Origin of the sequence: Tabrizicola aquatica (assembly GCF_002900975.1) — a bacterium.
Lineage (GTDB): Bacteria > Pseudomonadota > Alphaproteobacteria > Rhodobacterales > Rhodobacteraceae > Tabrizicola > Tabrizicola aquatica.
The window spans coordinates 1,290,206-1,312,879 of the sequence record NZ_PJON01000001.1 but is presented as its reverse complement, the minus strand read 5'-3'; the positions used below and the strand labels follow the sequence as shown (position 1 = coordinate 1,312,879).

Genomic DNA, 22,674 nt, shown 5'->3' with positions numbered 1-22,674 from the left:
GGTCTGCCGCGTTCCAGGTCCGACGTCCAAAGGGCCAAGGGATGGATCTGCAACTGATCAAGACCTTTCTGGAAGTGGCCGCGACCGGGTCTTTCGGCGCGGCGGCCGGGCGGCTTTACGTCACGCAATCGGCGGTTTCGCTGCGGGTCCACCGGCTGGAGGACCAGCTGGGCCGTCCCTTGTTCGAACGAACGCGCGCGGGCGTGGTCCTGACCCCCGCGGGGCGTGAGTTTCGCGGCTTTGCCACGCTGATCCTGCGCAACTGGGAACAGGCGCGCCAGCGGGTCAGCGCGCTGGACGCTGTGCCGGCCACGCTGATGGTGGGGGCGCAGTCCGCGCTGTGGCCGCGGTTCGGGTTCCTGTGGCTGGACCGGCTGCGGGAAGAACTGCCCGACGTGGCGATCCGGGCCGAGACGGCGCGCCCCGAGGTGTTGGCAGAGATGATCCTCTCCGGTGCGGCGCAGTCGATCCTGTCCTATGAGGCGGTCGTGCGGCCGGGCCTACTGTCCGAACCGTTGATGGAGGATCAGCTGGTGCTGGTCAGCCCCTGGCAGGAGGCGACGCCGGACAGCCTGGCGGGGCGTTATGCGCTGGTGGATTGGGGGCCGGACTTCCTGCGCGCGCATGACGAGGCTTTGCCGATGCTGGCCGACAGCAAGCTGGTCCTGGGGCTGGGCACGATGGCGGCCTGGTATCTGCGCAACCGCCCGCTTGCCGCCTATCTGCCGGCGCGTCATATCCGCAAGGCCATAGCCGAGGGCGCGCTATTCCTGGTCCGGGACGCGCCCCGCTTTGCCCAGCCGTCCTGGGTGATCTGGCGCGAGGACATGGACCCCGGCCTGCGCGCTGTTGCAGCAAGGACACTCCGCGCGGCGGTGGAAAGTGCCGAAGCGGCCACAGCCGAGGTGCTGGACCAGATCTGAGGACGCCCTTGCTGCGACCAAGCCGCTGATCTGAAACAGGTTCTGCCCGATTGGCCAAGTGCGAAATGGTTCCCGGAGTAATTCTTGCGGGGGTCTCAAGTTATCGCAATTTTGGTAATCCGGTCAAAGGCTTACCTCATGGATACAACGGCGGTCCAGCCCGGATCGCGCAAGTTTACAGATGAGGTTTGACGATGAAGAACATCCACCTGCTTTGGTCGGTCCCGGCGCTGGCGCTGTTCGCAGCGGTCCCTGCGATGGCGCAGGACACGGTCACCGGGATCCGCGGCCTGAACGACCGCCTGGAGGATATCGAGGACGACGTGGCCGACGATCTGGACCGGGCCAACGACGAAGCGCGCTTTGGTTTCCCGGAGTATCAGCCCGGCTTCAGCGGCAGCGCTTCCTTGGGGTATTCGGCCCAGACCGGCAACACCGACACCCAAGACTTCTCGCTGGGGGTGCGGATGCGCTATGCCCAAGGCCAGTGGGTCCAGACGCTGGGGGTCGCGGCCGACTTTTCCGAGACCGAGGGCGTGAAGTCCGAGGAGGACATCTTCGCGGTCTATGACGGCAACTATTACTTCAACGACCGCTTCTACATGTTCGCCCTTGCCCGGGCGCAGCATGACGGCTTGGCGGACAGTGCGGGCGAATACGAAGGGGACGGCTTCATCGGGATCGGCCCGGGCTACCGGGTGGTCAACCGCTCGGACATGGCCTGGCGCCTGCAGGCCGGTATCGGCGTCAGCTATCTGCGCGACGGCTTGGGCGCCTCGGACACCGAGGTGGGTTACATCGCCTCGTCGCGGTTCTTCTATCAGATCAGCGACAGCGTGTTCCTGACCAATGACACCGACGTGCTGTCCTCGGACACCGCGCTGCGGGCGAATAACGATCTGGGCGTGAACTTCCAGGTCAGCGAGGCGCTGTCCACCCGCATCAGCTATCTGAGCGACTACAACGATGCGCGCGACATCAAGACGGACAACCGTCTGGGCATTTCGCTGGTCGTCGGCTTCTAGCCCTAAGGCCAGGATCAGCGGGGAACGGGGCAGGGGAATCTGCCCCGTTTTCCGTTGAAGTGGGGTGGCGGGCCCGCAGCAACCGTGGGTGCCTGGGTTTTCCCGAGAGCCAGAGGTCTCAGGTGGGCGCCAGATACCTGGACCAGGATCCAGGCAGAGCCAGCCCCCGTTCGCTTGCTTATCGGCCACTGGAAAATTGGCCCACACGCGAAGAGCAGCACCCGCCAATACTCAAGATAGGGCTTGGGGGGGCGGGCCGCAAGGCTGGACAGATGTTCACCTTTGGTTCATATTTCCAGGCATGGACAGTCCAGTCGCACCCATGCCGGATCTTTTGCCGCCCCTGCCGGGACAGCGGTTGCAGCGCGGTGTTGCGCGGGGCTTGCGGGCGCTGGACTTCGTTTGCGTCGAAGAGTTGATCCCGACACCTGGCCTGCGGGTCGACGTGATGGCGCTGGGCCCCCGGGGCGAGGTCTGGGTGGTGGAATGCAAGTCGGGCCGCGCGGATTACCGGGCGGACCGCAAGTGGCAGGGTTATCTCGATTGGTGCGACCGGTTCTTCTGGGCGGTCGATGCCGACTTTCCGGTCGAGCTTTTGCCGCCGGATACCGGGCTGATCCTGGCCGATCCCTATGACGCGGAAGTGGTGCGGATGGCGCCCGAGGTGCCCTTGTCGGGCGCGCGGCGCAAGGTCGTGCTGCGCACATTTGCCCGGGCGGCGGCCGCGCGCTTGCAGGGCTTGCGCGATCCGGGGTTCATCGGCTGAACCGTCCGCTTCTGCGGCGGGTCAGCGCTTCTTCGGTTTTCCGGCCGGTTGCACACCCATCGCCCGCGCGGCCTCGGCGGCGGCAAGCAGTTCCTCGGCGATTTCCTCGGCCTCTTCGGGGTCGAAGTCCAGCGGCAGGTCGATCCCGCCCTCGGCCTCGACATAGATCCGCACCATGCCGGCGTCGGTCGGGCCGATCTGCAGGTTCGCCGCGATTTCGCTTGGTGAGTTGATGCCCATGGCAGCCTCCTGACTTTTGCGGGGGGTAGCGGGCGGCCGGGCGGCGTGCAAGGAAAATTCGCAAGGCCAGCCCGACGAACCCCCGCAAAGCCGCTTGCAATCCGGGGGGAGGGGGGCTAAATCGCGCCCGAGTGCCGCCTTAGCTCAGTTGGTTAGAGCACCAGATTGTGGATCTGGGGGTCCCCCGTTCGAGCCGGGGAGGCGGTACCATCCTTCCCCTACATTGATTGTTCAAGCGGCAGGGAACCTGGGTCCGGCCGTCCTTGTCATGCCGCGTGCTTGCGTCGGGCCACGATCCTTGCCGCGGGCCGCCGGGCCTGCCGTTTCCTTCAAGGTTTCACGAACGCGCGATGCCTGTAATGGCCGCATGTCCTGGTGCGAACTGCTTGGTGAAGGGCAGATGGCCTTTCTGGTTCAACAGGAGTTTGACATGACTGCGATGACGTCCCGTCTGGTGTTCGGTGCTTCCCTGGCTTGCGCGCTTGGCGCGATGGCGGTGACGCCGGTGGCTGCCCAGGAAATGGAAAAGTGCTTTGGCGTGGCGCTGGCCGGGCAGAACGACTGCGCCGCCGGTCCGGGCACGACCTGCGCCGGCACCTCGAAGGTCGACTATCAGGGCAATGCCTGGAAGATGGTTCCGGCCGGGACCTGCGTGACCATGGAACTGCCGGCAGCCGAAGATGGCACCGCCCGTGCCGGCGCGCTTGAGGCGCTGGAGCGCGACGTTCCCAAGGCCTGACCCCCTGCCGGCGCGCGGGTCATCCGCGCGCCGCTTTCCCAAGGACGGATGCATCATGCTGCCAGCCCTGCCCGGAGTGGGTTTCAAGCCCGAACATTTCCCCGCGATCCGCGCCGATGCTGCCGGGGTGGGGTTCTTCGAGGTCCATGCCGAGAACTACATGGGGGCCGGCGGCCTGCCGCATGTGCAACTGACGTCCATCCGGGCGGATTACCCGATCTCGATCCACGGGGTCGGGTTGTCGATCGGGGGCGCGCGGGGGCTGGACGCCGAGCACCTGCAGCGCCTGCGCCATCTGTGCGCGCGCTATGAACCGGCAAGCTTTTCCGAACATCTGGCCTGGTCCAGCCATGGCGCGGAGTATCTGAACGACCTGCTGCCCTTGCCCTATACCGCCGAGACGCTGCAACTGGTCTGCGATCATGTGGATCAGGTGCAAGAGGCGCTGGGCCGGCGGATGCTGCTGGAAAACCCCGCCACCTATCTGCGCTTTGCGCAGTCGACCATCTCCGAGACCGAGTTTCTGGCCGAGATCGCGCGCCGCACCGGCTGTGGGCTGTTGCTGGATGTGAACAACGTCTTTGTGTCCTGCACCAACCACGGCACCGACCCGCGTGCGTTCCTGGCGGCCTTCCCGCTGCATGCAGTGGGCGAGATCCATCTGGGCGGCCATGATGCCGAGGATTTGCCCTCGGGTCCGCTGCTGATCGACAGCCATGGTGCGGCGGTGGCCGACCCGGTCTGGGCGCTTTATGCCGAGGTGATCGCGGCCGCCGGCCCGCTGCCCACGCTGGTGGAATGGGACAACGACCTGCCCGACTGGCCGGTGCTGGCGGCCGAGGCGGCGCGGGCGGCGGCGGTGCTGGCGGCGGGGGGGACCGGCCTTGCCCGCGCATCCTGAATTCGTCGCGCAGTTCGATGCGGCCTTGCGCGGGGGGGCCTTGCCTGCCGGCCTGACCGCCCGCGATGCGACCGAGGTCGAGCGCCGCTTTGCCGTCTATCGCAACAACGTGGCAGTCAGCCTGACCGAGGCGCTTGCCGCGCGTTTTCCGGTGATCCGGCGCCTGGTGGGCGCGGAGTTCTTCGCCCCGCTGGCCCGGCTTTACGCCGAGGCCGAACGCCCCAGATCGCCCATCCTTGCCGAATGGGGCGATGGGTTCGGGGCCTTTCTGGACGGCTTCCCCCCCTTGTCCGGCTATCCCTATCTTGGGGATGTGGCGCGGATCGAATATGCCCGTGGCCGCGCCTTCCATGCCGCCGATGCGCCGCCCGTCGATCCCTTGGCCCTGATCTCGGCCGATCCCGAGAAGGTTCGGCTTGCGCTGCACCCGTCCCTCCTGCTGCTGCGGCTGGCGCATCCGGCCGTATCGATCTGGGCGCGCAACCAGCCCGAGGGCGAGGGGCTGCCCCTGGCCAAGGGACCGCAGACCGCGCTGATCCTGCGCGATGCGGCGTTCCAGGTGCAGGTGCGGGCGCTTGAAGCGGGCGATGCCGCTCTGGTCACGGCGCTGATGGCCGGGGACCCCCTCGCCGCTGCGGCCTTGGCCGGGCAGGAGGCCGAAGCGGGGCATGACCCGCAACCGTTGCTTGTCTGGTTGATGCAGGCAGGCGCGATCACCGACGCAAGGGAGTAAGACATGACCGCAATCGCCAAGCTGAACCAGGCCTGCGCCAGGCTGCCAGAGGCACCTGTGGGCCTGCTGCTGCGGGTCTTTCCGGCGCTGGTGTTCTGGCAGTCGGGGCGCACCAAGGTGGAGGGGTTCTCGATCAAGGATTCGACCTGGTTCCTGTTCGAGCATGAATATGCCCTGCCCGTGATCCCGCACGAGTTGGCGGCGGTGCTGGCGACGGTGGCCGAGCATCTGTTGCCGGTCCTGCTGATCCTGGGCCTTTTCACGCGGTTTTCGGCGCTGGGCCTGTTGGCGATGACAGCGGTGATCCAGATCTTTGTCTACCCGGATGCCTGGATGACGCATGGCCTTTGGGCCGCGCCGCTGCTGGCGCTGGTGATCTGGGGGCCGGGGCGCTGGTCGCTGGACCATCTCTTGGGATGGGATGGCGGGCCGCGCGTCTGATGGACCTGGTTTTCGCATATCTTGCGGGGCTTCTGACGCTGATCAACCCCTGTGTGCTGCCGGTCCTGCCGATCGTGCTGGCCAGCAGTCTGCAGACCGACCCGCGTGCGCCGCTGGCGCTGGCGGCGGGAATGGGACTGTCCTTCGTGACGCTGGGCACGGGGATCGCGGCCCTGGGTCCGGCCCTGGGCCTTTACCCCGAGGATGTGACCCGCCTGGCGGCGCTGGCGATGATCGGCTTCGGCGCGGTTCTGGTCGTGCCGGCCGTGGGGCGCCGCTTTGCCGCGGCCTCGGCCGGGGTTGCGGCGGCGGCGGATGCGCGGATCGCAGCGGCGCCGCGCGGGATCGGCACCGAATTCATGGGCGGCGCGCTGCTTGGCGCGGTCTGGAGCCCCTGCATCGGCCCGACCCTGGGCGCCGCGATTGCCCTTGCCAGCACGGGCGAGGGGCTGGGCCACGCCGCACTGGTCATGGCCGCCTTTGCAACGGGGGTTGCGACGCTGATCCTGGCCTTCGCCTATGGCCTGCGCGGGGTGCTGCGCCGGAACATGGGGCGGCTGGTGGCGCTTTCGGCCCGGGCGCGGCCGGTCATGGGCTGGGTCTTCATCGCCGTTGGGGCGGCGCTCTTTCTGGGCGTGAACCATTTTCTTGAGGCCACCGCGCTGCGCATCCTGCCGGCCTGGCTGGTCGATCTGTCTGTCAGCATCTGAAACCGGAGTATCCCATGAACCGCCGCACCCTGCTTCTGTCCGCTTCGGCCCTGCTTCTGGCCGGCCCGCTGCATGCCGACGACCGCGTCTTCTATACCCCCGGCCTGGCCGAGGCGGCGATGGAGGCGGGCGAGGTTGTCATCCTGGACTTCTGGGCCAGCTGGTGCAGCACTTGCGCGGCGCAGGAACGGGTCATCGCCAGTCTGATGGCGGAAAGCCCGGTCTATGGCCAGAAGATCCGCCTGATCGTGGTGGACTGGGACCAGCATGGCGACGGTCCCCTCTCGCGCGGGCTGAAGATTCCGCGCCGCTCGACCCTGGTGGCGCTGAAGGGCCAGCAAGAGATCGGCCGCATCGTCGCCGGAACCGGCCGGGACGAGATCAAGGCGCTGTTCGATGCGGCGCTGGCGGCGGCAGGATGACCACAGCCTTCGCCTTTTCACCGAGGCGTGACTGTGCGGCAGGCTTCGGTTCGGCTAGGTTCGCCTGGTCGGGGATGGAGGCTAGGCTGCAACAGGATGAAGTCTGGGAAACGCTGCTCGCCCGCGCCAATGACGGGGATGGTGCAGCCTTTGCACGGTTCCTGCATCTGGTGACGCCCACCCTGCGCGCGGTGATCCGGCGCCGGGGCGACGGGCTGCCCCCCGACCAGCACGAGGACGTCCTGCAAGAGGTGCTGCTGGCGATCCACCTGAAGCGCCAGACCTGGCGGCGGGAGTCTCCGGTCAGGCCCTGGCTCTATGCGCTGGCCCGCTACAAGGTGGTGGATGCCTTTCGCCGGCGGGGCCGGGCAGTCAGCCTGCCGATCGAGGATTTCGCCGATGTGCTGCCCGAAGAGCATGTCACTCCGCCCCTGTCGGACCGGGATGCCGAGGTGATGCTGGGCCTGATCGACAGCCGTTCGGCCATCCTGGTCCGGGCGGTGGCGCTGGATGGCAAGACCGCCGAAGAGGCGGGCGCGGCGGTCGGTCTGACGGCGGGTGCGGCGCGGGTGGCGTTGCACCGCGCCATGCGTCGGCTGTCGGGGGTCGCGGAAAGGATGATGAAATGAGCGACAGAAGCTCGACCGAAGCCTTGATCCGGCAGTTGGCCGCAGCGCCCGCGCCGGTTGCGTTCCGCCCCGCCGTGGCGCTGAGCGCAACGGTGGTGCTGGTGGGATTTGTGCTGGTGCTGTTCCTGCAGGTCTTTGGCCTGCGCGCCGATCTTGTCGGCGCTTGGGCGGCGCTTCCGGCCCAGGCCAAGACGCTTCTGCCGCTGGCCTTGTCGGTCCTGGCGGGCTGGCTGGCGCTGCGGATGTCGCGCCCCGAGGGGCAGGGCGCGCTCTGGCCGCTGGCGATCCCGGCCGGGCTGGCGCTTGCCATGGTCCTGCAACGCCTGACCGTCGCCGAGGGCCCGCTGCTGGTCGAACTTGTCGGTCAGACGGCCATGGCCTGCCTGGTGTCGATCTCGGTCCTGTCGGCGCTGCCGCTGGCGGCGGGGGTGATCCTGCTGCGCCGGGGCGCGACCACCCGGCCGCGGGTGACGGGCGCGCTTCTGGGTCTTGCCGTCGCGTCGGCGATGACTGCCGGCTATGCCCTGCACTGCCCCGAGGATTCACCGCTGTTCTTCGTGACCTGGTACGGCCTTGGCATCCTGATCGTGACCGGCATCGGGGCCGCTCTGGGCCACCGTTTCCTGCGTTGGTAGGCGGGGCCTAGCCCGTCCGCCTGTCCGCCACGATACGCCCGTCCTCCAGCGTCAGGATGCGGTCGGCGCGGTCCAGGATGCGCGGATCATGCGTCACCAGCAGGGTCGTCATGCCACGGGCCGCACCGATCCGGCGCATCAGGTCGATGGCCTCGCTGGCGCTGTCCTTGTCCAGCGCGGCCGTCGGCTCGTCGGCCAGCAACAGGTCGGGATTGCCGACCAGGGCGCGGGCGATGGCGACACGCTGCTTCTGCCCGCCCGAGAGGTTGGCCGGAAGATAGTCGGTGCGGTCCGCAAGCCCGACCAGCCCCAGGATATGCCGCGCCGCGCCCCCCGCCGCAGTCTCGGCCACGCCGCGGTGGACCTGCGCGCCCATCATCACATTCTGTGTGGCAGTCAGGCTTTCATGCAGGTTATGCGCCTGAAAGATGAAGCCCAGGCGGCGGCGCATGGCGACCAACTGTGCCTCCTCCGCCCCGTGCAACTCGTGTCCCATAAGGTGCAGCGACCCCTCCTGCACCAGGCGCAGGCAGCCGATCAGGGTCAGAAGCGTGGTCTTGCCTGAACCCGAGGGGCCGACCAGCACGGTGAAACTGCCCCGCTCCAGCCGCAGGTCGATGTCGTAAAGCGCCTGTTTGCGCGCGGACCCTGTGCCGAACCAGTGGTTCAGCCGTTGCGCCAGGACGATCGGATCTTCGGTCATAAGGCCCCCTCAGAACAGGTCGGCCGGATCGGCGGCGGCAAGGCGGCGGGTGGCAATCGCGCCGGACAGGGCCGAAAAGACCACGGTCCCGACAAAGACGGTCGCCGCCATCGACCAGGTCACCGCCAGCGGCAGGGTGGTGACCTTGCCCATCACCGTCAGGATCGTGCCGCCGACCGTCACCCCCGGCACGAACCCCAGGATGCCCAGGATCAGCGCCTCTTCCAGGACGATGCCCATGAAGAAACGCTGGTCATAGCCCATCGCCTTGAAGGTCGCATATTCGCGCAGGTGGTCGGCCACATCGGTGGACAGCACCTGGTAGACGATCACCAGCCCGACCAGCACCCCAATCAGCACGCCGAAGCCGAAGATGATCCCGGTCGGGCGCTTGGTCTGCTGGTAAGTCAGTTCCTCCTGCCCGGCGTCGGCATAGCTGCGGATGCGCAATTCGGGGTCCGAGATCAGCTTGCGCAGGCGCTGGACGGTGGCGTCGACATCCGCCGAGGGGCGCAGGCGCAACAGGATATGGTCGGGCGCGGCCGAACGGCGGGCGGGAAACAGCGACAGGAAGGTCTGGTCCGACATGATCATGTAGCCGTCGCCGCCGAACCCGCCTCCGCCGGCAAAGGTGGAATAGGCCGTCACGGTGCGGCCCTGCGTCTCGAAGGCCAGGGGCGATTGCGGGCGGATCGCGGCGGCCTCGTCGCGCGGCAGGCCGCGGGCCAGGCGGTCGATCAGGGCCGAGTCCTGCACCTGAAGCAGCGCGATGTCGTCCGCGATAAGGGGCGACAGGAAATCGGGCTTGGTCGGATCAATGCCGAAGGTGGTCAGGGCGATGTCCGTGCTGGCGCGGTCCAGGGGCACGTTGCCGACGAACAGCCCGATCCCGTCGACCACATCCGGGTCGGCCATCGCCTGCAACAGCCACTGCCGCGCGACATTGCCGCCATCGGTCAGCGCGTTGGCATCCGAAGCCGAGATCATCACATCGGCGGAAAAGAAGCTGTAGGGTTGCAGGACGGCCGTCCCCATCGAATTCATGATCCCCAGCTGGACGAAAACCAGCACGTTGGCGAAGGCCACCCCGACCAGGGCCGCGGCAAAGCGCATCGGGTTGTGCGTCAGTTGCAGCCAGCCGATTGGCAGGCGGCCCAGCAGGCGTTGCAAAAGCCGCGTCACGGCGCGGCCTGCGTGTCGATCCGGGCAATCGCCTCAAGATTGGTGAACCGCGCCGCAATGGCCGAGGAGTCGGGGTCCAGCGCCACCAGAACGCGGATGACGCGGGCATCCTTGTTTTCCGCCGCATCGTCCGAGATCAGGCCCTGGCGGCCCACGGTCAGGCCGATGGCCGCGACCTGCCCCTGCAACGTTCGGCCCAAGGCCGAGGAGACCAGTTCGACCGGCTGGCCGACGGCAACCCGGGCGATGCGGTCCTGCCAGATTTCGACCTCGGCCATCATGCGGCCGGTGGCGCCCATCTGCATGATCCCGTCGGCGGGCGGGCGCTGGCCGGGGGTGGCGTTGATGTCCAGGATCGCGCCGCTGATCGGGGCGACGACGACTGCGCGTTGCAGGTCCAGCCGCGCGCGGGCCAGATCGGCGCGACTGGCCTCGACGTTGCGGGTGGCGACGACGATGTCGGGCTGCTCGTCCAGCGCGACCCCGGCAAAGCGCGCGAGCGTCGCCTCGGCGCGCGTCACCGCCAGGCGGGCGCTTTGGGCTGCGGTGCGGGCGGCGTCCAGTGTCTCTTGCGTGGCAACGCCGCGCAGGAACAACTCTTCCGTGCGCTGCTGGCCCGAGGCGGCCTCGGCGGCGGTTGCGGTGGCCTGGTCCAGCGTCGCCTGCGCCTCGTCCCGACTGGCCTGCACGGCCGCGCGGGTCTGCATCAGCGTGGCCTCGCGGACCGCAAGATTGGCCTCGGCAGTCAGGACCGCGCCTTCCAGCGCCAGGGCATTGTCCAGCCGCGCCAGTTCCGCACCCTTTTCCACGGTCTGGCCGACCGCGACCAGGATTTCCGCGATCCGCGCATCGCCCGCGCCATAGGGGGCAGCGACGACCGAGACATCGCCCTCGGGCATCAGGCGCGCCAAGCCGACCACGTCGCTGGGCAACATGGTTTCGGCCATGCGCGGCGGCAGTTCGACATTCGGCGGCAGGGCGATGGGGGTGTCCGACCCGCCGCCCGGCTGCAATCCGGTCAGGCCGTAGAAGGCCCGCAGAAGCGGCGGCTGGAAATACATGCCGATCACCGCGCCCGCGAACATGAGGGCCGGGACCAGCAGCACCAGCAGGTAGCGCCGCGCAAAGCGGGCCCGGGGCGGGGCGGTGGTCCCGGCCTCCGCTTGCGCGTGGATCTCCAGCGGGAGGTCGGTATCGCTGCGCTGGGGCATGTCGGGACTTTCTGGATGCAGGACGAAGGTCGGCCGACCGTCGCACGGGCGGCGGCAGTCGGCCTTGATGTCGGTCAACCCGTGCCCGGCACCCGCGACAGGCCCGGCACCAGCTTCAGGTCTGCGGGTGCGGCCGGGCTCGGTGGCGACCCCGGCCGCACCTGTCACGGGGCCGCGTGCGGCTTCTTGCAGAACGTGTCGCGCAGGGCGGTCACGATGGTCGCCACCTCGTCTCGGGCCAGGTGGTAGATCACGCTTTTCCCTTCGCGGCGGGTCTGCACGATACCCTCGGCCCGCAGGCGCATCAGTTGTTGCGAGACGCTGACGGGACTGGACCCCAGCGCCTCGGCCAGTTGGGAGACATTGCGCTCGCCATCGACAAGAAGGCAGAGGATCTGCAACCGCCCCTCATGCGAAAGCGATTTCAGAAGCGCCACCGCACGCGATGCCTGCTCGGCCGTGCCGCCGAAGCCTTCCAGGATCTCTGCCATCTTCGCTCCTACGGCTTCATTCGAACGCGCAGCCCTTCTTCACCCCCAACGACCGGAACAGCATGGCCGCCGGGCAAAAGCCGGTGAAGGAGGACTGGATCAGGTTCAGACCGATGAACACGGTGAACCACACAAACAGGGGCGAGACATACATGGTCAGCACGACGCTGAGAAGGACCATGGCCCCGGCAAACAGCATGACGGCGCGATCAAGCGACATGATTTATCCTTTCGTGGTTGCTTTAAGTTTGTCGATGCCCAGCACCTTGAGTGCGAGGCTTTCGTAGAAGGGTTCCGACTGGCCCTTGCGCAGCTTGCGGATGAAGTATTTCTCGAACCCCGCCTTGGCCAGGTGGACCCATTTGCCCGACGAGGACCAGTTGACGTTCCGCGGCGGAATCTGGGGCTGGGCGACAAAGGCGATGCCCCCGTCGCCGAAGTCGGCAAGGCAGACCGCGTTCCAGGTGCCGACGCTGTCGGGTTCCTTGCCGCGGACGATGTTGCCGATGTTGTGCGCGGTCGCGGTGACCATGCTTTCGATCATGAACCCGGTCTTTGGCACGCCGCAGGGCACGGGCGTCGGTCCCATCGGCGGGATCGCCACGCAGACGCCCACCGCAAAGACGTTGGGGTATTTCGGGTTCTGCTGGTGCTTGTCGACGATGGTGAAGCCGCGCGGATTGCTCAGCCCCTCGATCCCCGAGACGGGCTTGATCCCCCGGAAGGCCGGCAGCATCATGGAAAACGCAAAGGGCAGGTCCTTTTCGGGTTTCGCCACGCCATCCTCGCCCACTTCCTCGACGATCATGTGGCCTTCCTCGACCCGCTTGATCCGGGTGTTGGTCATCCACTTGATGTGCTTCTCGCGCATCTGGCTTTCCAGAAGGCCCTTGGTGTCGCCGACGCCGTCCAGCCCGAGATGGCCCACATAAGGCTCGGGTGTGACAAAGGTCATCGGCACCCGGTCGCGCACCTTGGCCCGGCGGAGCGCGGTTTCCAGGATGAACAGGAACTCATAGGCCGGGCCGAAACAGCTCGCGCCCTGCGCCGCGCCGATGATGACCGGGCCGGGGTTCGCCACCAGCTTTTCGAATACCGCCTTCGCGGCCTCGGCATGGTCGATGTGGCAGATCGACTGCGTGTGCCCCTCAGGCCCCAGGCCCGGCACCTCGTCAAAGGCCAATTCCGGCCCGGTCGCGATCACCAGATAGTCATAGGCGACCGACTGGCCGTCGACCAGGGCGATCCGGTTCTCCTCCGGCACCAGCTTTTCGGCGGCCACCGGGATGAACTCGATCCCCTTCTTCGCCATGGTTGGCGCAAGGTCGACCGTGATGTCCTCACGGTCGCGCCAGCCGACGGCGATCCAGGGGTTCGAAGGCACGAAGTGATACTTCGGGTCCTTCGTCACCACCGTGACCTTGTCCTCGGGCCGCAACTGGTCCTTCAATTCGTAAGCCATGATGGCGCCGCCAAGTCCGGCCCCCAGAACAACGACATGTGCCATTTCAGTCTCCTCTTCTGATCAGGCGTGAAGTACCGGTCATGTGCGGAACACGCGGTAGATGGCCGGGATGACAAGGACGGTCAGCAAGGTCGAACTCAGCAGACCGAACAGCAGGGAAATCGCGAGACCCTGGAAGATCGGGTCCGCCAGGATCGTCACCGCGCCGATCATGGCGGCGATGGCGGTCAGGATGATCGGCTTGAACCGGATCGCCCCCGCCTCGATCAGCAGGTCCACCGTGACCGGCCCCTGCCCATGGCGGATGAAGTCCACCAGCAGGATCGAGTTGCGCACGATGATCCCGGCCAGTGCGATGAAGCCGATCATCGAGGTGGCGCTGAAGGGGGCGGCGAACAGCCAGTGGCCGAACATGATCCCCAGGAAGGTCAGCGGGATCGGCGTCAGGATCACCAAGGGCAGCTTGAACGAGCCGAACTGCGCCACGACAAGGATGTAGATCCCCAGAAGCGCGATCCCGAAGGCGGCCCCCATGTCGCGGAAGGTGATGAAGGTCACCTCCCATTCGCCGTCCCACAGCAGGGTGACCTTGCCCTCGTCCTCGGGCTGGCCGTTCAGCGCGATTTCGGGCTTGGTCCCTTCGGGCCAGTCCATCTTTTCGATCGCGTCGGCGACGGCCAGCATCCCGTAAAGCGGGGCTTCGAAATCGCCGGCCAGTTCGGCGGTGACCATTTCGGCGTCGCGGCCGTTGCGGCGGAAGATCGGGAAGCTTGCGGCTTCCTCCTGAACCCGGATCACGTCGCCCAGCTCCACCACCCCGCGTGCGCCCGGCAGGGCATTGGCCGGGATCGGCGTGGTCAGGAAGCGTTCGTCCAGCACCCGGTCCGACTTGTCGCGCCCGACAACCAGCGGGATCGGCAATCGCCCCTCGCCGCGGTGCGAGTAGCCGACGGTTTGCCCGCCATTCAGCAGTGCCAGCGTGTCGAACACGTCCTGCTCCTGCACGGCGTAGAAATCCAGATCGTCCGAGGAAATCGTCGCCCGCAGCCGCCGCGCCTGGGTGCCAAAGCTGTCGTCCACGTCCACGATGAAGGGCACGGATTCAAACGCAGCCCTGATCATCGTCGCCGCCTGACGCCGCGTCTCGGCATCCGGGCCATAGACCTCGGCCAGAAGGGTCGAGATCACGGGCGGCCCCGGCGGGGGTTCCACCACCTTCAGGCTTGTGCCCTCGGGCACCGCCAGCGCCGCCAGCCGTTCCCGCAGGTCCAGCGCAATGTCATGGCTGGCCCGGTCACGGTCGGCCTTCGGCGCTAGGTTGATCGCCACTTCGCCCAGTTGCGGTTCGGCCCGCAGGTAGTAATGCCGCACCAGCCCGTTGAAGTTGAACGGCGCGGGCGTCCCGGCATAGGTCTGGACCGAGGTCACCTCCGAGAGGCCCATCACCACATCCGCCACGTCGCGGGCCACCCGGTCCGTCGCCTCGACCGAAGAGCCTTCGGGCAGGTCGATCACGACCGAAAGCTCGGACTTGTTGTCGAAGGGCAAAAGTTTCACCGTGACATCGCGGGTGTAAAGCAGCGCCAGCGACCCGAAAGACAGTGCCGCCGCGACCAGCAGGAAGCCCAGGCTGCGCCCCTTGGTGGCCAGCACCGGCTTTGCGGCGGCGGCATAGGACCGCTCCAGCCAGCCGCCGTGATGGCCGCCGTGGGCGTCATCCTGTGCATGGTCCTTCATGTCCGCGCCGCCGGCGATCTTGACCATCAGCCAGGGGGTGATGATGACCGCCACGAAGAAGGAGAAGATCATCGCCGCGCTGGCATTGGCCGGGATCGGCGACATGTAGGGGCCCATCAACCCGCTGACGAACAGCATGGGCAACAGCGCCACCACCACGGTCAAGGTGGCTACGATCGTCGGGTTGCCGACCTCGGCCACCGCCTCGATGGCGGCCTGCAGGCGCGGCTTGCGGCGGTCAAGGCCCCAGTGACGGTCGATGTTCTCGATCACCACGATGGCGTCGTCGACCAGGATACCGATGGAGAAGATCAGCGCGAAGAGCGACACCCGGTTCAGCGTGAAGCCCATCACCCATGCCGCAAACAAGGTCAGCAGGATCGTCACCGGGATCACGATGGCGACAACCCCGGCCTCGCGCCAGCCGATCGCCAGCCACACGAGAATGATGATCGACACCGTGGCCAGGCCGAGGTGGAACAGAAGCTCGTTCGCCTTTTCATTCGCCGTCTCGCCATAGTCGCGCGTGACCGTCAGCGTCACGCCTTCGGGGATCAGCTTTTCTTCCAGCGCGTGAACCCGGTGCAGGACCTCTTCGGCCACCACCACCGCGTTCGCCCCGGCGCGCTTGGCAATCGCCAGCGTCACCGCCGGGCCTCCGGTCAGGCCGTCGTCGGTCTTTGCCAGATGCGAGACGATGGCGTCCTTGGTGTTCGCGACATAAGCGACCGTCGCCACGTCCGCGACATAGACCGGCCGCCCGTCCCGCGTGGTCAGGAGGAGGTTCGCCACCTCGGCCGGGGCGGTCAGCGTTTCGCCGGCCACCAGGTCCACCATCTGGCCCTGATCGCGCAGCTTGCCCGTGTTCAGTGTCCGGTTCGCCTGCGCGACCTTCCCCGCCAGTTGCTGCAACGTCACGCCATACAGCGCCAGCCGGTCCGGGTCCGGCTCGATGCGGATCGCGTCCTGCGCGTCGCCGACCAGATAGGTCAGGCCGACATCCTGGGTCTTGGCGACCTCGGTCTGCAGGGTACGCGCGATGCGGGTCAGGTCGTTGGCGGTCAGATCCTCGGCCGAAAGCGTCAGCGTCAGGATCGCCACATCGTCGATGCCACGGCCGACGATCAGCGGCTCGGGTATGCCCACCGGGATCGCGCCGATATTCGCGCGCACCTTGTCATGCACCCGCAGGATCGCGTCCTCGGACCGGGTGCCGACCTCGAACCGCGCCGTCACCATCGCCGCATCGTCGCGGGTCTGGGAATAGACATGCTCGACGTCGTTGATGCCCTTGACAATGACCTCCAGCGGCTCCGTCACCAGCTTGACCGCATCCTCGGCCTTGAGCCCCTGCGCCATCACATGGATGTCGACCAGCGGAACCGAGATCTGCGGCTCTTCCTCACGCGGAAGGCTGACCAGCGCGACGATCCCCGCCGCCAGCGCAGCCAGGATGAAGAGCGGCGTCAGGGCCGAGTTGATGAAGGCCTTGGTCAGGCCCCCGGCAATGCCCAAGGGGTGCTTGCGGTCAGTCATGGCCCACCTCGCCACCGGCTTCGGCGGCCGGAACGACCACGTCGCCCGCGACCAGACCCGTAATCACTTCGACCATCGCCACGCCGTCCACCTCATGCGCCTCGCCCGGCACGATGCTGCGCAGGGCCACGCCTTCGGGCGTCTGCAGGCGGACGAAATCCAGACCCGCGCGGGTCACGATGGACGCGGCGGGGACCAGCAGGGCCTGACGCTCGCCCACCGGCAGGCGCACCAGAAGCCGCGCGCCGACATGGGTGTCGGGCAGGTCAGCGACCTCGACATCGGCGACGACGCGGCCGCCCTCGATCAGCGGATATACGCGGGCCAGACGCCCCTTTGTCCCTTCGGACAGGCGGATCGTGTCGCCCTCCTGCAAGGCCGTGGCATGGCGTTCGGGCACCGCGATGCGCAGGTAGGTTCCGCCGCCGCCGATCACCGCGACCACTTCGCCGGGCATGGCCACAGCGCCTTCGGTCACCGGCACATCCAGCACGCGGCCCGCGACCGGCGCCAGCACCACCCCCTCACGCGCCTGCTGCGAGATCACATCGGCCTGCGCCTCCAGCGCGGCGATCTGGCCTTTCAGCACATCGACCTGGGTGCGCAGGGCATCGACCCGCTGGGTCGTGGTCACGCCATTGGCCAGCAACTCCTCACCCCGCTTCAGGTCGGTCTCGGCATTGGCAAGTTGGGCGGAAAGGGATTCCCGCTGGGCCGACAGCGCGGCCAGCTGGAAATCCAGCTTGTCGTCGACGATTCGGGCCAGTTCCTGCCCGGCCTCGACCACGTCGCCTTCGGCCACCGCCAGGGCAACCAGAGTGCCGCCGATCCGGGCGCGGGCCGGGATACGGTCGCGCGCCTCGACCGTGCCGTAGACCGCCTTCCAGTCGGTGACGGCGACGGGCGACAGGGTCAGCGGTTCGGCCAGGGCCGAAAACGGGAAAAGGAGGGATGCCGTCAGCATCAGCTTGCGCAGGAGGGGCATGCGAGTCGGGTCCTTCTCATTGGCTCTTTATCTATAAAGCTTTGAAGATGTAAAATGCAAGGCCCTTGTGCGAAACGGAAGCGCCGGGGCAGGGCGGCGGCCGCAGGGACGCCCCCGCCACGCGACCGGGCGGGCGGGCGGTCGCGGCAGCCAATCCCTCGCCCCCGCCTTCCAGGCGCACGTGATCGGCCGGATCAATGCAGCTTGCGCTGCGGCGTCGTTCACAATCAACCTTTCGACCGATATTGCTGATTGACAGGAATTGGATCGTTCCAGTAATGATTTGGAACGATCCAGAATCAAGGGGGCGAGGATGCGCTGGGGGCTGATCGGGGCCAGTACGATTGCGGCCGAGCATGTGATCGGGGCCCTCCGCGCCGCCGGGCAAGAGGTTGCGGCCCTGCACAGCGGTGATCCGACCCGGGCGCGGGACTATGCGGCGACCCATGCCATTCCGGCGGTCCATGACCGTTTGGACGACCTCCTGGCCGATCCGATGCTGGCGGCGGTCTACATCTCCTCGACGAACGAAAAGCACCGTGATCAGGCGCTGGCAGCCATCGCGGCGGGCAAGCATGTGCTGTGCGAAAAGCCGCTGGCGATGACCGTGGCCGAGGCGGCCGCGATGGTCCGCGCCGCCGAAAGCGCCGGCCTGGTTTTTGCCACGAACCACCATCTGCGCTGTTCCGGCAGCCACAGGGCGGTGCGGGACCTGATCCGCGCAGGCCGCATTGGTCGCGTGCTGTCCCTGCGCCTGTTCCACGCCGTCCACTTGCCACCGCACCTTCAGGGCTGGCGGATCAACGATCCCTCGGCGGGGGGCGGCGTGATCCCCGACATCACCGTGCATGACGCCGACGTGGCCCGCTTCCTTTTGGGTGAGGACCCAGTCTCGGTCGTCGCCCAGATGGGGACCAGCGGCTTGGGGCAGGGGGTCGAGGATTCGGCCATGTCGGTCTGGACCATGCCCTCGGGCGCGATGATCCTGGCCCATGAAAGCTTCACCCATCCCTTCGCCGGCTCGGGGCTGGAGGTGCATGGCGACAAGGGGTCGATCTTCGCGCGGGGCGTGATGACGCAACAGCCGGTGGGCGAGGTGGACCTGGTCACCGCAGCGGGGCGTGAGGTCGTGGCTTACGCGTCGCACAACCTTTACGTCCAGGCGATCACGGATTTCCTGGCCGCTGTCCAGGGCAAGGGCCAGCCCGCCGCGACCGGTTGGGACGGGGTTGCCTCGCTGGCCGTGGCGCTGGCGGTGCGGCAGGCCGCAGAGACCGGCACCCGCCAGCACGTCGACTATGGAAGGGCCGCATGACCAAGCTTGTCACCCCAGCCCAGGCCGTGGCCCGCATTGCGGATGGCGCGGTTGTCACCGTCTCGTCCTCCTCGGCGCTTGGCTGTCCCGACCTGGTGCTGAAGGCGCTGGGCGACCGGTTCCGCGCCGAAGGCCATCCCAGGGCCATCACCACGCTCCACCCCATCGCGGCGGGCGACATGTATGGCGTCAAGGGCATGGAATGGATCGCGCAGGACGGGCTTCTGGCGCGGGTGCTGGCCGGGTCCTATCCGTCGGGGTCGTCAAACCTGCCGATGCCGGAAATCTGGAAGATGATCGTCGAGGACCGGGTTGCGGCCTACAACGTGCCCTCCGGCATCCTGTTCGACATGCACCGCGAAGCCGCTGCCCGCCGTCCCGGTGTGCTGACCAAGGTCGGGATGGACACCTTCGCCGACCCGGTGCGCGAGGGTTGTTCGATGAACGCCCGCGGGGCCGCAGCGCCCATCGTGCAGCGCGTCGACTTCGGCGGCGAGACCTGGCTGCACTTCTCCAACATCCAGCCCGACGTCTGCATCCTGCGCGCGACGACGGCGGACGAAAACGGGAACCTGACCTACGAACACGAAGGCGCCTACCTTGGGGGCCTCGAGCAGGCCATCGCCGCACGGAACAACCGCGGACTGGTGATTGCCCAGGTCTCGCGGATCACCGCCAAGGGCAGCTTGCGGCCGCATGACGTGCGGGTGCCGGGGCATCTGGTGGACCTGATCGTGCTTGACCCCGACCAGCGCCAGACCACGGAAACCCCCTATGACCCCGCCATCTCGGGCCAGATCATGCGCCCCTGGTCCAGCTTCTCCCTGGCCGAGCAAGGCGTGGAAAGGGTCATCGCCCGCCGCGCCGCGCTGGAACTGAAGGGCGGCATGACCGCCAACCTCGGCTTTGGCATCAGCGCGATGGTCCCGCGCATCCTCCTGGAAGAAGGCCACCCCGAGGCGGTGACCTGGGCCATCGAACAGGGTGCAGTGGGGGGGATGCCGCTGACCGGCTTCGCCTTTGGCTGTGCGTCGAACGCCTGGGGCTACGTCCCCTCGCCGCAGCAGTTCATCTACTTCCAGGGCGCGGGCTTCGACCTGTCCTTCCTGTCCTTCCTGGAGATCGACATCGAGGGCAACGTCAACGTCTCGAAACTGGGCAAGAAGCCCTACCTTACCGCCGGCTGCGGCGGCTTCGTCGACATCACCTCGCACGCCCGCAAGATCGTCTTTTCCGGCTGGTTCGAGGCCGGGGCAGGGGTCGCCCTTTCCCCCGCCGGGCTAAGCGTCACCACCCCCGGTAAGTTCTGCAAGATGGTCGAGAAGGTCGAACACGTCACCTTCTCCGGCACCCGCGCCCGCGCGCAGGGGCAAGAGGTGCTGTATGTCACGGAACGCTGCGTGATCCGGTCCACCGACCAGGGCCTTGTGGCAACCGAGATCATGCCGGGGATCGACCCCGCCCGCGATATCATCGCCGCGAGCCAAGGCCGCGTGAGCGTGGCCGAGAACGCCACCACCATGCCCCTATCCCTTCTGTCTGATGGCCCGATGGGGTGGCAGCCATGAGCGGCGTCCGCCTTCACCTTGCCGGTCCCGTTGCGACCCTGACGCTGGACAATCCGGCGAAACTGAACTGCTTCACCGTGGACATGCTGGCCCAGCTTGCCGGGCACCTTGAAACCATCGAAGCGAACCCCGACCTCCGCGCCGTGATCGTGACCGGCGAGGGCGACCGCGCCTTCTGCTCCGGCGCCGACATCAACGCCTGGGGCGGCCTGAGCCCCGCCGACTTCGCCCGCACCTGGGTCCGCGGCGGCCACCGGATCTTTGACCGCCTCGCGCGCCTGTCGAAACCCACCATCGCCGCACTGAATGGCCATGCGTTCGGCGGCGGGCTGGAACTCGCTGCGGCCTGCGACATCCGCCTGATCACGCCCAAGGCCACCATCGCGCTGCCAGAAGCAGGCGTCGGCATCGTTCCCGGCTGGTCGGGCAGCCAGCGCCTGGCCCGCCTGATCCCGGAAGGCATGGTCAAGGAAATGGCCCTCTTTGGCCGCCGCATCGGCGCGGACCGCCTCCTCTCCTGCGGCTTCGTCGCCGAAGTGACCGACGCCCCCCGCGCCGCCGCCCAGGCCATTGCCGAGACCGCCGTCCCCCTCTCCCCCCGCGCGACCGAGATCACCAAGGCGATGATCCACGCGGGTCAGGGCGAGGACCAGGCCGCCCTGATCGAGGCGCTGGGGTCCGCCGCCATCGCCGCCAGCGCCGACCGGCAAGAGGGCGTCGCCGCCTTCCGGGCCAAACGCAAACCAGAATTTCCGGGGACTTGAATGCTTGACCTGACCATTATCCCGGCCCTTGCCGTCACCCTGCCCGAGGTCCGGGTCAACCGCCACTGGATCGACGGAGCATCCGCATCCGGAGACACTGGCTGGATCGAGCGCACCTCGCCGTCGCATGGCGTGGTCGTCAGCCGCTCGGCTGCAGGCTCGGCCCAGGACGCCCAGACCGCCATCGCCGCCGCCCGCGCGGCCTTTGACGATGGCCGCTGGAGCCAGCTTTCCGGCAAGGCCCGCGCCACGGTCCTGCTGAAAGTCGCCGACCTGATCGAGGCCAACGCCGACCGCATGGCCCTGATCGAGACGCTGGAATCCGGCAAGCCGATCACCCAGGCGCGGGGCGAGATCAGCGGGGCCGCCGACCTCTGGCGCTATGCAGCCTCGCTTGCCCGGACGCTGCACGGCGACAGCCACAACTCGCTTGGCCAGGACATGCTGGCCGTGGTGCTGAAGGAACCCATCGGCGTCGTCAGCATCATCACGCCGTGGAACTTCCCGTTCTGGATCCTGTCGCAGAAACTGCCCTTCGCGCTGGCGGCAGGCTGCACCTGTGTCGTCAAACCGTCGGAACTGACGCCCTCGACCACCGTCATGCTGGCAGAGCTTCTGGCCGAAGCGGGCCTTCCCGCCGGCGTCGTCAACATCGTCCTTGGACACGGCCAGCCGGTCGGCGCGACGCTGGCCAGCGATCCCCGCGTGGACATGGTCACTTTCACCGGTTCCACCGCTGTCGGACGCGGCATTGCGGCGGCCGCCTCCAGCACGTTAAAGAAGGTCGCCCTCGAACTTGGCGGCAAGAACCCGCAGGTGATCTTCCCCGACGCCGATCTGGAAAGCGCCGCCGATGCCGTGGTCTTTGGCGTCTATTTCAACGTGGGCCAATGCTGCAACTCGGGCAGCCGGATCATCGTGCATGAGGAAATCGCAGAAGCCTTCACTGCCCGCGTGGTCGAGTTGTCGCAACAGGTCGCCTTCGGCGATCCCCTCGACCCCGCCACGCAGGTGGGGGCCATAGTCAGCCCCGAACATGGGCAGCGGATCGACGCCTATGTCACCGCCGCCCGCAAGGCCGGGGCAAACGTCGCAATGGGCGGCGCGGCGCTGACGGTTCCGGGCCTTGGCCCGCAATTCTACCAGCCCACCGTCGTGACCGGCGTCACCCCGGATATGGCCATCGCGCGGGAAGAGGTGTTCGGTCCGGTCCTTACCGTCCTCACCTTCCGCACGCTGGACGAGGCCCTGCATCTGGTGAACGACGCCGACTATGGCCTGTCCGCCGGCGTGTGGAGCGAGAACATCCACACCTGCCTGGCCTTCGCCCGTGGCGCGCAGGCCGGCACGGTCTGGACCAACACCTGGATGGACGGCTTCCCCGAAGTGACCTTCGGCGGGGTCAAGCAATCGGGCCTGGGTCGCGAGATCGGCCGCCAGGGCCTGGATGAGTTCATGGAAACCAAGTCGCTGGTGATGCGGATCGGCCGCACGCGGGCGCCTTGGGTAAGACCCCGCAGTTAGCGGGCAAGACGCATAAAGGGAGGAACCAA

General features: G+C 67.5%; 24 protein-coding genes and 1 tRNA gene. 16 read left to right on the top strand and 9 right to left on the bottom strand.

What is annotated here, in order from left to right:
* Positions 1 to 41: 41 nt before the first annotated feature.
* The 3 genes from CXR42_RS06390 to CXR42_RS06380 all read left to right on the top strand — a co-directional run bounded on the left by CXR42_RS06390 (position 42) and on the right by CXR42_RS06380 (position 2,714).
* On the top strand, positions 42 to 923 hold the full coding sequence (locus CXR42_RS06390; RefSeq protein ID WP_103256600.1) for a LysR family transcriptional regulator: 882 nt from the start codon (positions 42 to 44) through the stop codon (positions 921 to 923).
* Positions 924 to 1,117: 194 nt separating this feature from the next.
* A complete protein-coding gene (locus tag CXR42_RS06385) occupies positions 1,118 to 1,948 on the top strand; it encodes a DUF481 domain-containing protein (RefSeq protein ID WP_103256599.1) in 831 nt (276 codons plus the stop codon).
* Positions 1,949 to 2,270: 322 nt separating this feature from the next.
* Positions 2,271 to 2,714, top strand: a complete 444-nt coding sequence (locus tag CXR42_RS06380; RefSeq protein ID WP_103256598.1) for an MmcB family DNA repair protein — start codon at positions 2,271 to 2,273, stop codon at positions 2,712 to 2,714.
* Between the two features lie 21 nt (positions 2,715 to 2,735).
* Here CXR42_RS06380 and CXR42_RS06375 read toward each other — a convergent pair whose 3' ends face one another.
* Positions 2,736 to 2,954, bottom strand: coding sequence for a DUF6324 family protein (locus CXR42_RS06375; RefSeq protein ID WP_103256597.1), 219 nt, complete (start codon positions 2,952 to 2,954; stop codon positions 2,736 to 2,738).
* 133 nt (positions 2,955 to 3,087) lie between these two features.
* Here CXR42_RS06375 and CXR42_RS06370 point away from each other — a divergent pair.
* From CXR42_RS06370 to CXR42_RS06330, 9 genes are all read left to right on the top strand, one after another.
* Positions 3,088 to 3,164: transfer RNA gene (locus CXR42_RS06370), tRNA-His, on the top strand.
* Positions 3,165 to 3,384: 220 nt separating this feature from the next.
* A complete protein-coding gene (locus CXR42_RS06365) occupies positions 3,385 to 3,693 on the top strand; it encodes a BufA1 family periplasmic bufferin-type metallophore (protein ID WP_180995975.1) in 309 nt (102 codons plus the stop codon).
* 55 nt (positions 3,694 to 3,748) lie between these two features.
* The gene (gene bufB / locus CXR42_RS06360; protein WP_103256595.1) at positions 3,749 to 4,594 is read left to right on the top strand and encodes an MNIO family bufferin maturase; all 846 of its coding nucleotides are present in this window, start codon (positions 3,749 to 3,751) and stop codon (positions 4,592 to 4,594) included.
* Positions 4,578 to 5,327 (top strand): HvfC/BufC N-terminal domain-containing protein, encoded by a 750-nt coding sequence (locus CXR42_RS06355; RefSeq protein WP_103256594.1) that lies wholly within the window; start codon positions 4,578 to 4,580, stop codon positions 5,325 to 5,327. The genes bufB and CXR42_RS06355 overlap by 17 nt, the downstream gene beginning before the upstream one ends.
* Positions 5,328 to 5,330: 3 nt before the next feature.
* A complete protein-coding gene (locus CXR42_RS06350) occupies positions 5,331 to 5,768 on the top strand; it encodes a DoxX family protein (RefSeq protein ID WP_103256593.1) in 438 nt (145 codons plus the stop codon).
* Positions 5,768 to 6,478: a cytochrome c biogenesis CcdA family protein gene (locus CXR42_RS06345; RefSeq protein WP_103257062.1), complete on the top strand. Its 711-nt coding sequence runs from the start codon at positions 5,768 to 5,770 to the stop codon at positions 6,476 to 6,478. Before CXR42_RS06350 ends, CXR42_RS06345 begins: the two co-directional genes overlap by 1 nt.
* 14 nt (positions 6,479 to 6,492) lie before the next feature.
* Positions 6,493 to 6,900, top strand: a complete 408-nt coding sequence (locus tag CXR42_RS06340; RefSeq protein ID WP_103256592.1) for a thioredoxin family protein — start codon at positions 6,493 to 6,495, stop codon at positions 6,898 to 6,900.
* Between the two features lie 74 nt (positions 6,901 to 6,974).
* Complete coding sequence (locus CXR42_RS06335) at positions 6,975 to 7,529, top strand: sigma factor (RefSeq protein ID WP_103256591.1); 555 nt, start codon at positions 6,975 to 6,977, stop codon at positions 7,527 to 7,529.
* Entirely contained in the window at positions 7,526 to 8,164 is a 639-nt protein-coding gene (locus CXR42_RS06330) for an NrsF family protein (RefSeq protein ID WP_103256590.1), read from the top strand. The genes CXR42_RS06335 and CXR42_RS06330 overlap by 4 nt, the downstream gene beginning before the upstream one ends.
* A 7-nt stretch (positions 8,165 to 8,171) precedes the next feature.
* Here the strand turns inward: CXR42_RS06330 and CXR42_RS06325 are convergent, their stop codons facing one another.
* The 8 genes from CXR42_RS06325 to CXR42_RS06290 form a co-directional block, all read right to left on the bottom strand.
* On the bottom strand, positions 8,172 to 8,867 hold the full coding sequence (locus CXR42_RS06325) for an ATP-binding cassette domain-containing protein (RefSeq protein ID WP_103256589.1): 696 nt from the start codon (positions 8,865 to 8,867) through the stop codon (positions 8,172 to 8,174).
* A 9-nt stretch (positions 8,868 to 8,876) separates the two neighbouring features.
* Complete coding sequence (locus CXR42_RS06320; protein WP_103256588.1) at positions 8,877 to 10,049, bottom strand: FtsX-like permease family protein; 1,173 nt, start codon at positions 10,047 to 10,049, stop codon at positions 8,877 to 8,879.
* Entirely contained in the window at positions 10,046 to 11,260 is a 1,215-nt protein-coding gene (locus CXR42_RS06315; protein WP_146038009.1) for an HlyD family efflux transporter periplasmic adaptor subunit, read from the bottom strand. Before CXR42_RS06315 ends, CXR42_RS06320 begins: the two co-directional genes overlap by 4 nt.
* A gap of 164 nt (positions 11,261 to 11,424) precedes the next feature.
* Positions 11,425 to 11,751: an ArsR/SmtB family transcription factor gene (locus CXR42_RS06310; RefSeq protein ID WP_103256586.1), complete on the bottom strand. Its 327-nt coding sequence runs from the start codon at positions 11,749 to 11,751 to the stop codon at positions 11,425 to 11,427.
* Positions 11,752 to 11,767: 16 nt separating this feature from the next.
* Positions 11,768 to 11,971 carry a YgaP family membrane protein gene (locus CXR42_RS06305; protein WP_103256585.1) on the bottom strand — a complete coding sequence of 68 codons (204 nt, stop codon included), beginning with the start codon at positions 11,969 to 11,971 and terminating at the stop codon, positions 11,768 to 11,770.
* 3 nt (positions 11,972 to 11,974) lie between these two features.
* Positions 11,975 to 13,258 carry an NAD(P)/FAD-dependent oxidoreductase gene (locus CXR42_RS06300; protein ID WP_103256584.1) on the bottom strand — a complete coding sequence of 428 codons (1,284 nt, stop codon included), beginning with the start codon at positions 13,256 to 13,258 and terminating at the stop codon, positions 11,975 to 11,977.
* Between the two features lie 36 nt (positions 13,259 to 13,294).
* Positions 13,295 to 16,489, bottom strand: coding sequence for an efflux RND transporter permease subunit (locus tag CXR42_RS06295; RefSeq protein WP_103256583.1), 3,195 nt, complete (start codon positions 16,487 to 16,489; stop codon positions 13,295 to 13,297).
* Positions 16,482 to 17,465 (bottom strand): efflux RND transporter periplasmic adaptor subunit, encoded by a 984-nt coding sequence (locus CXR42_RS06290; RefSeq protein WP_180996003.1) that lies wholly within the window; start codon positions 17,463 to 17,465, stop codon positions 16,482 to 16,484. The genes CXR42_RS06295 and CXR42_RS06290 overlap by 8 nt, the downstream gene beginning before the upstream one ends.
* Positions 17,466 to 17,787: 322 nt before the next feature.
* On the opposite strand from CXR42_RS06290, the gene CXR42_RS06285 reads away from it, so the two are divergent.
* From CXR42_RS06285 to CXR42_RS06270, 4 genes are read left to right on the top strand one after another with little or no spacing between them, the layout of a single operon-like run.
* Positions 17,788 to 18,789, top strand: a complete 1,002-nt coding sequence (locus tag CXR42_RS06285) for a Gfo/Idh/MocA family protein (protein WP_103256581.1) — start codon at positions 17,788 to 17,790, stop codon at positions 18,787 to 18,789.
* On the top strand, positions 18,786 to 20,357 hold the full coding sequence (locus CXR42_RS06280; RefSeq protein ID WP_103256580.1) for an acyl CoA:acetate/3-ketoacid CoA transferase: 1,572 nt from the start codon (positions 18,786 to 18,788) through the stop codon (positions 20,355 to 20,357). Before CXR42_RS06285 ends, CXR42_RS06280 begins: the two co-directional genes overlap by 4 nt.
* Positions 20,354 to 21,121, top strand: coding sequence for an enoyl-CoA hydratase/isomerase family protein (locus CXR42_RS06275; protein ID WP_103256579.1), 768 nt, complete (start codon positions 20,354 to 20,356; stop codon positions 21,119 to 21,121). Before CXR42_RS06280 ends, CXR42_RS06275 begins: the two co-directional genes overlap by 4 nt.
* Positions 21,122 to 22,645 carry an aldehyde dehydrogenase family protein gene (locus tag CXR42_RS06270; protein ID WP_103256578.1) on the top strand — a complete coding sequence of 508 codons (1,524 nt, stop codon included), beginning with the start codon at positions 21,122 to 21,124 and terminating at the stop codon, positions 22,643 to 22,645. It abuts the gene before it with no gap.
* Positions 22,646 to 22,674 lie beyond the last annotated feature (29 nt).

What these genes read in the sequence shown, in the direction of transcription:
- CXR42_RS06390 (WP_103256600.1), top strand. Translation starts at nt 42, where the DNA reads ATGGATCTGCAACTGATCAAGACCTTTCTGGAAGTGGCCGCGACCGGG.
- CXR42_RS06385 (WP_103256599.1), top strand. Translation starts at nt 1,118, where the DNA reads ATGAAGAACATCCACCTGCTTTGGTCGGTCCCGGCGCTGGCGCTGTTC.
- CXR42_RS06380 (WP_103256598.1), top strand. Translation starts at nt 2,271, where the DNA reads ATGCCGGATCTTTTGCCGCCCCTGCCGGGACAGCGGTTGCAGCGCGGT.
- CXR42_RS06375 (WP_103256597.1), bottom strand. Translation starts at nt 2,954, where the DNA reads ATGGGCATCAACTCACCAAGCGAAATCGCGGCGAACCTGCAGATCGGC.
- CXR42_RS06365 (WP_180995975.1), top strand. Translation starts at nt 3,385, where the DNA reads ATGACTGCGATGACGTCCCGTCTGGTGTTCGGTGCTTCCCTGGCTTGC.
- bufB (WP_103256595.1), top strand. Translation starts at nt 3,749, where the DNA reads ATGCTGCCAGCCCTGCCCGGAGTGGGTTTCAAGCCCGAACATTTCCCC.
- CXR42_RS06350 (WP_103256593.1), top strand. Translation starts at nt 5,331, where the DNA reads ATGACCGCAATCGCCAAGCTGAACCAGGCCTGCGCCAGGCTGCCAGAG.
- CXR42_RS06345 (WP_103257062.1), top strand. Translation starts at nt 5,768, where the DNA reads ATGGACCTGGTTTTCGCATATCTTGCGGGGCTTCTGACGCTGATCAAC.
- CXR42_RS06340 (WP_103256592.1), top strand. Translation starts at nt 6,493, where the DNA reads ATGAACCGCCGCACCCTGCTTCTGTCCGCTTCGGCCCTGCTTCTGGCC.
- CXR42_RS06335 (WP_103256591.1), top strand. Translation starts at nt 6,975, where the DNA reads ATGGAGGCTAGGCTGCAACAGGATGAAGTCTGGGAAACGCTGCTCGCC.
- CXR42_RS06330 (WP_103256590.1), top strand. Translation starts at nt 7,526, where the DNA reads ATGAGCGACAGAAGCTCGACCGAAGCCTTGATCCGGCAGTTGGCCGCA.
- CXR42_RS06325 (WP_103256589.1), bottom strand. Translation starts at nt 8,867, where the DNA reads ATGACCGAAGATCCGATCGTCCTGGCGCAACGGCTGAACCACTGGTTC.
- CXR42_RS06315 (WP_146038009.1), bottom strand. Translation starts at nt 11,260, where the DNA reads ATGCCCCAGCGCAGCGATACCGACCTCCCGCTGGAGATCCACGCGCAA.
- CXR42_RS06310 (WP_103256586.1), bottom strand. Translation starts at nt 11,751, where the DNA reads ATGGCAGAGATCCTGGAAGGCTTCGGCGGCACGGCCGAGCAGGCATCG.
- CXR42_RS06305 (WP_103256585.1), bottom strand. Translation starts at nt 11,971, where the DNA reads ATGTCGCTTGATCGCGCCGTCATGCTGTTTGCCGGGGCCATGGTCCTT.
- CXR42_RS06300 (WP_103256584.1), bottom strand. Translation starts at nt 13,258, where the DNA reads ATGGCACATGTCGTTGTTCTGGGGGCCGGACTTGGCGGCGCCATCATG.
- CXR42_RS06295 (WP_103256583.1), bottom strand. Translation starts at nt 16,489, where the DNA reads ATGACTGACCGCAAGCACCCCTTGGGCATTGCCGGGGGCCTGACCAAG.
- CXR42_RS06285 (WP_103256581.1), top strand. Translation starts at nt 17,788, where the DNA reads ATGCGCTGGGGGCTGATCGGGGCCAGTACGATTGCGGCCGAGCATGTG.
- CXR42_RS06280 (WP_103256580.1), top strand. Translation starts at nt 18,786, where the DNA reads ATGACCAAGCTTGTCACCCCAGCCCAGGCCGTGGCCCGCATTGCGGAT.
- CXR42_RS06275 (WP_103256579.1), top strand. Translation starts at nt 20,354, where the DNA reads ATGAGCGGCGTCCGCCTTCACCTTGCCGGTCCCGTTGCGACCCTGACG.
- CXR42_RS06270 (WP_103256578.1), top strand. Translation starts at nt 21,122, where the DNA reads ATGCTTGACCTGACCATTATCCCGGCCCTTGCCGTCACCCTGCCCGAG.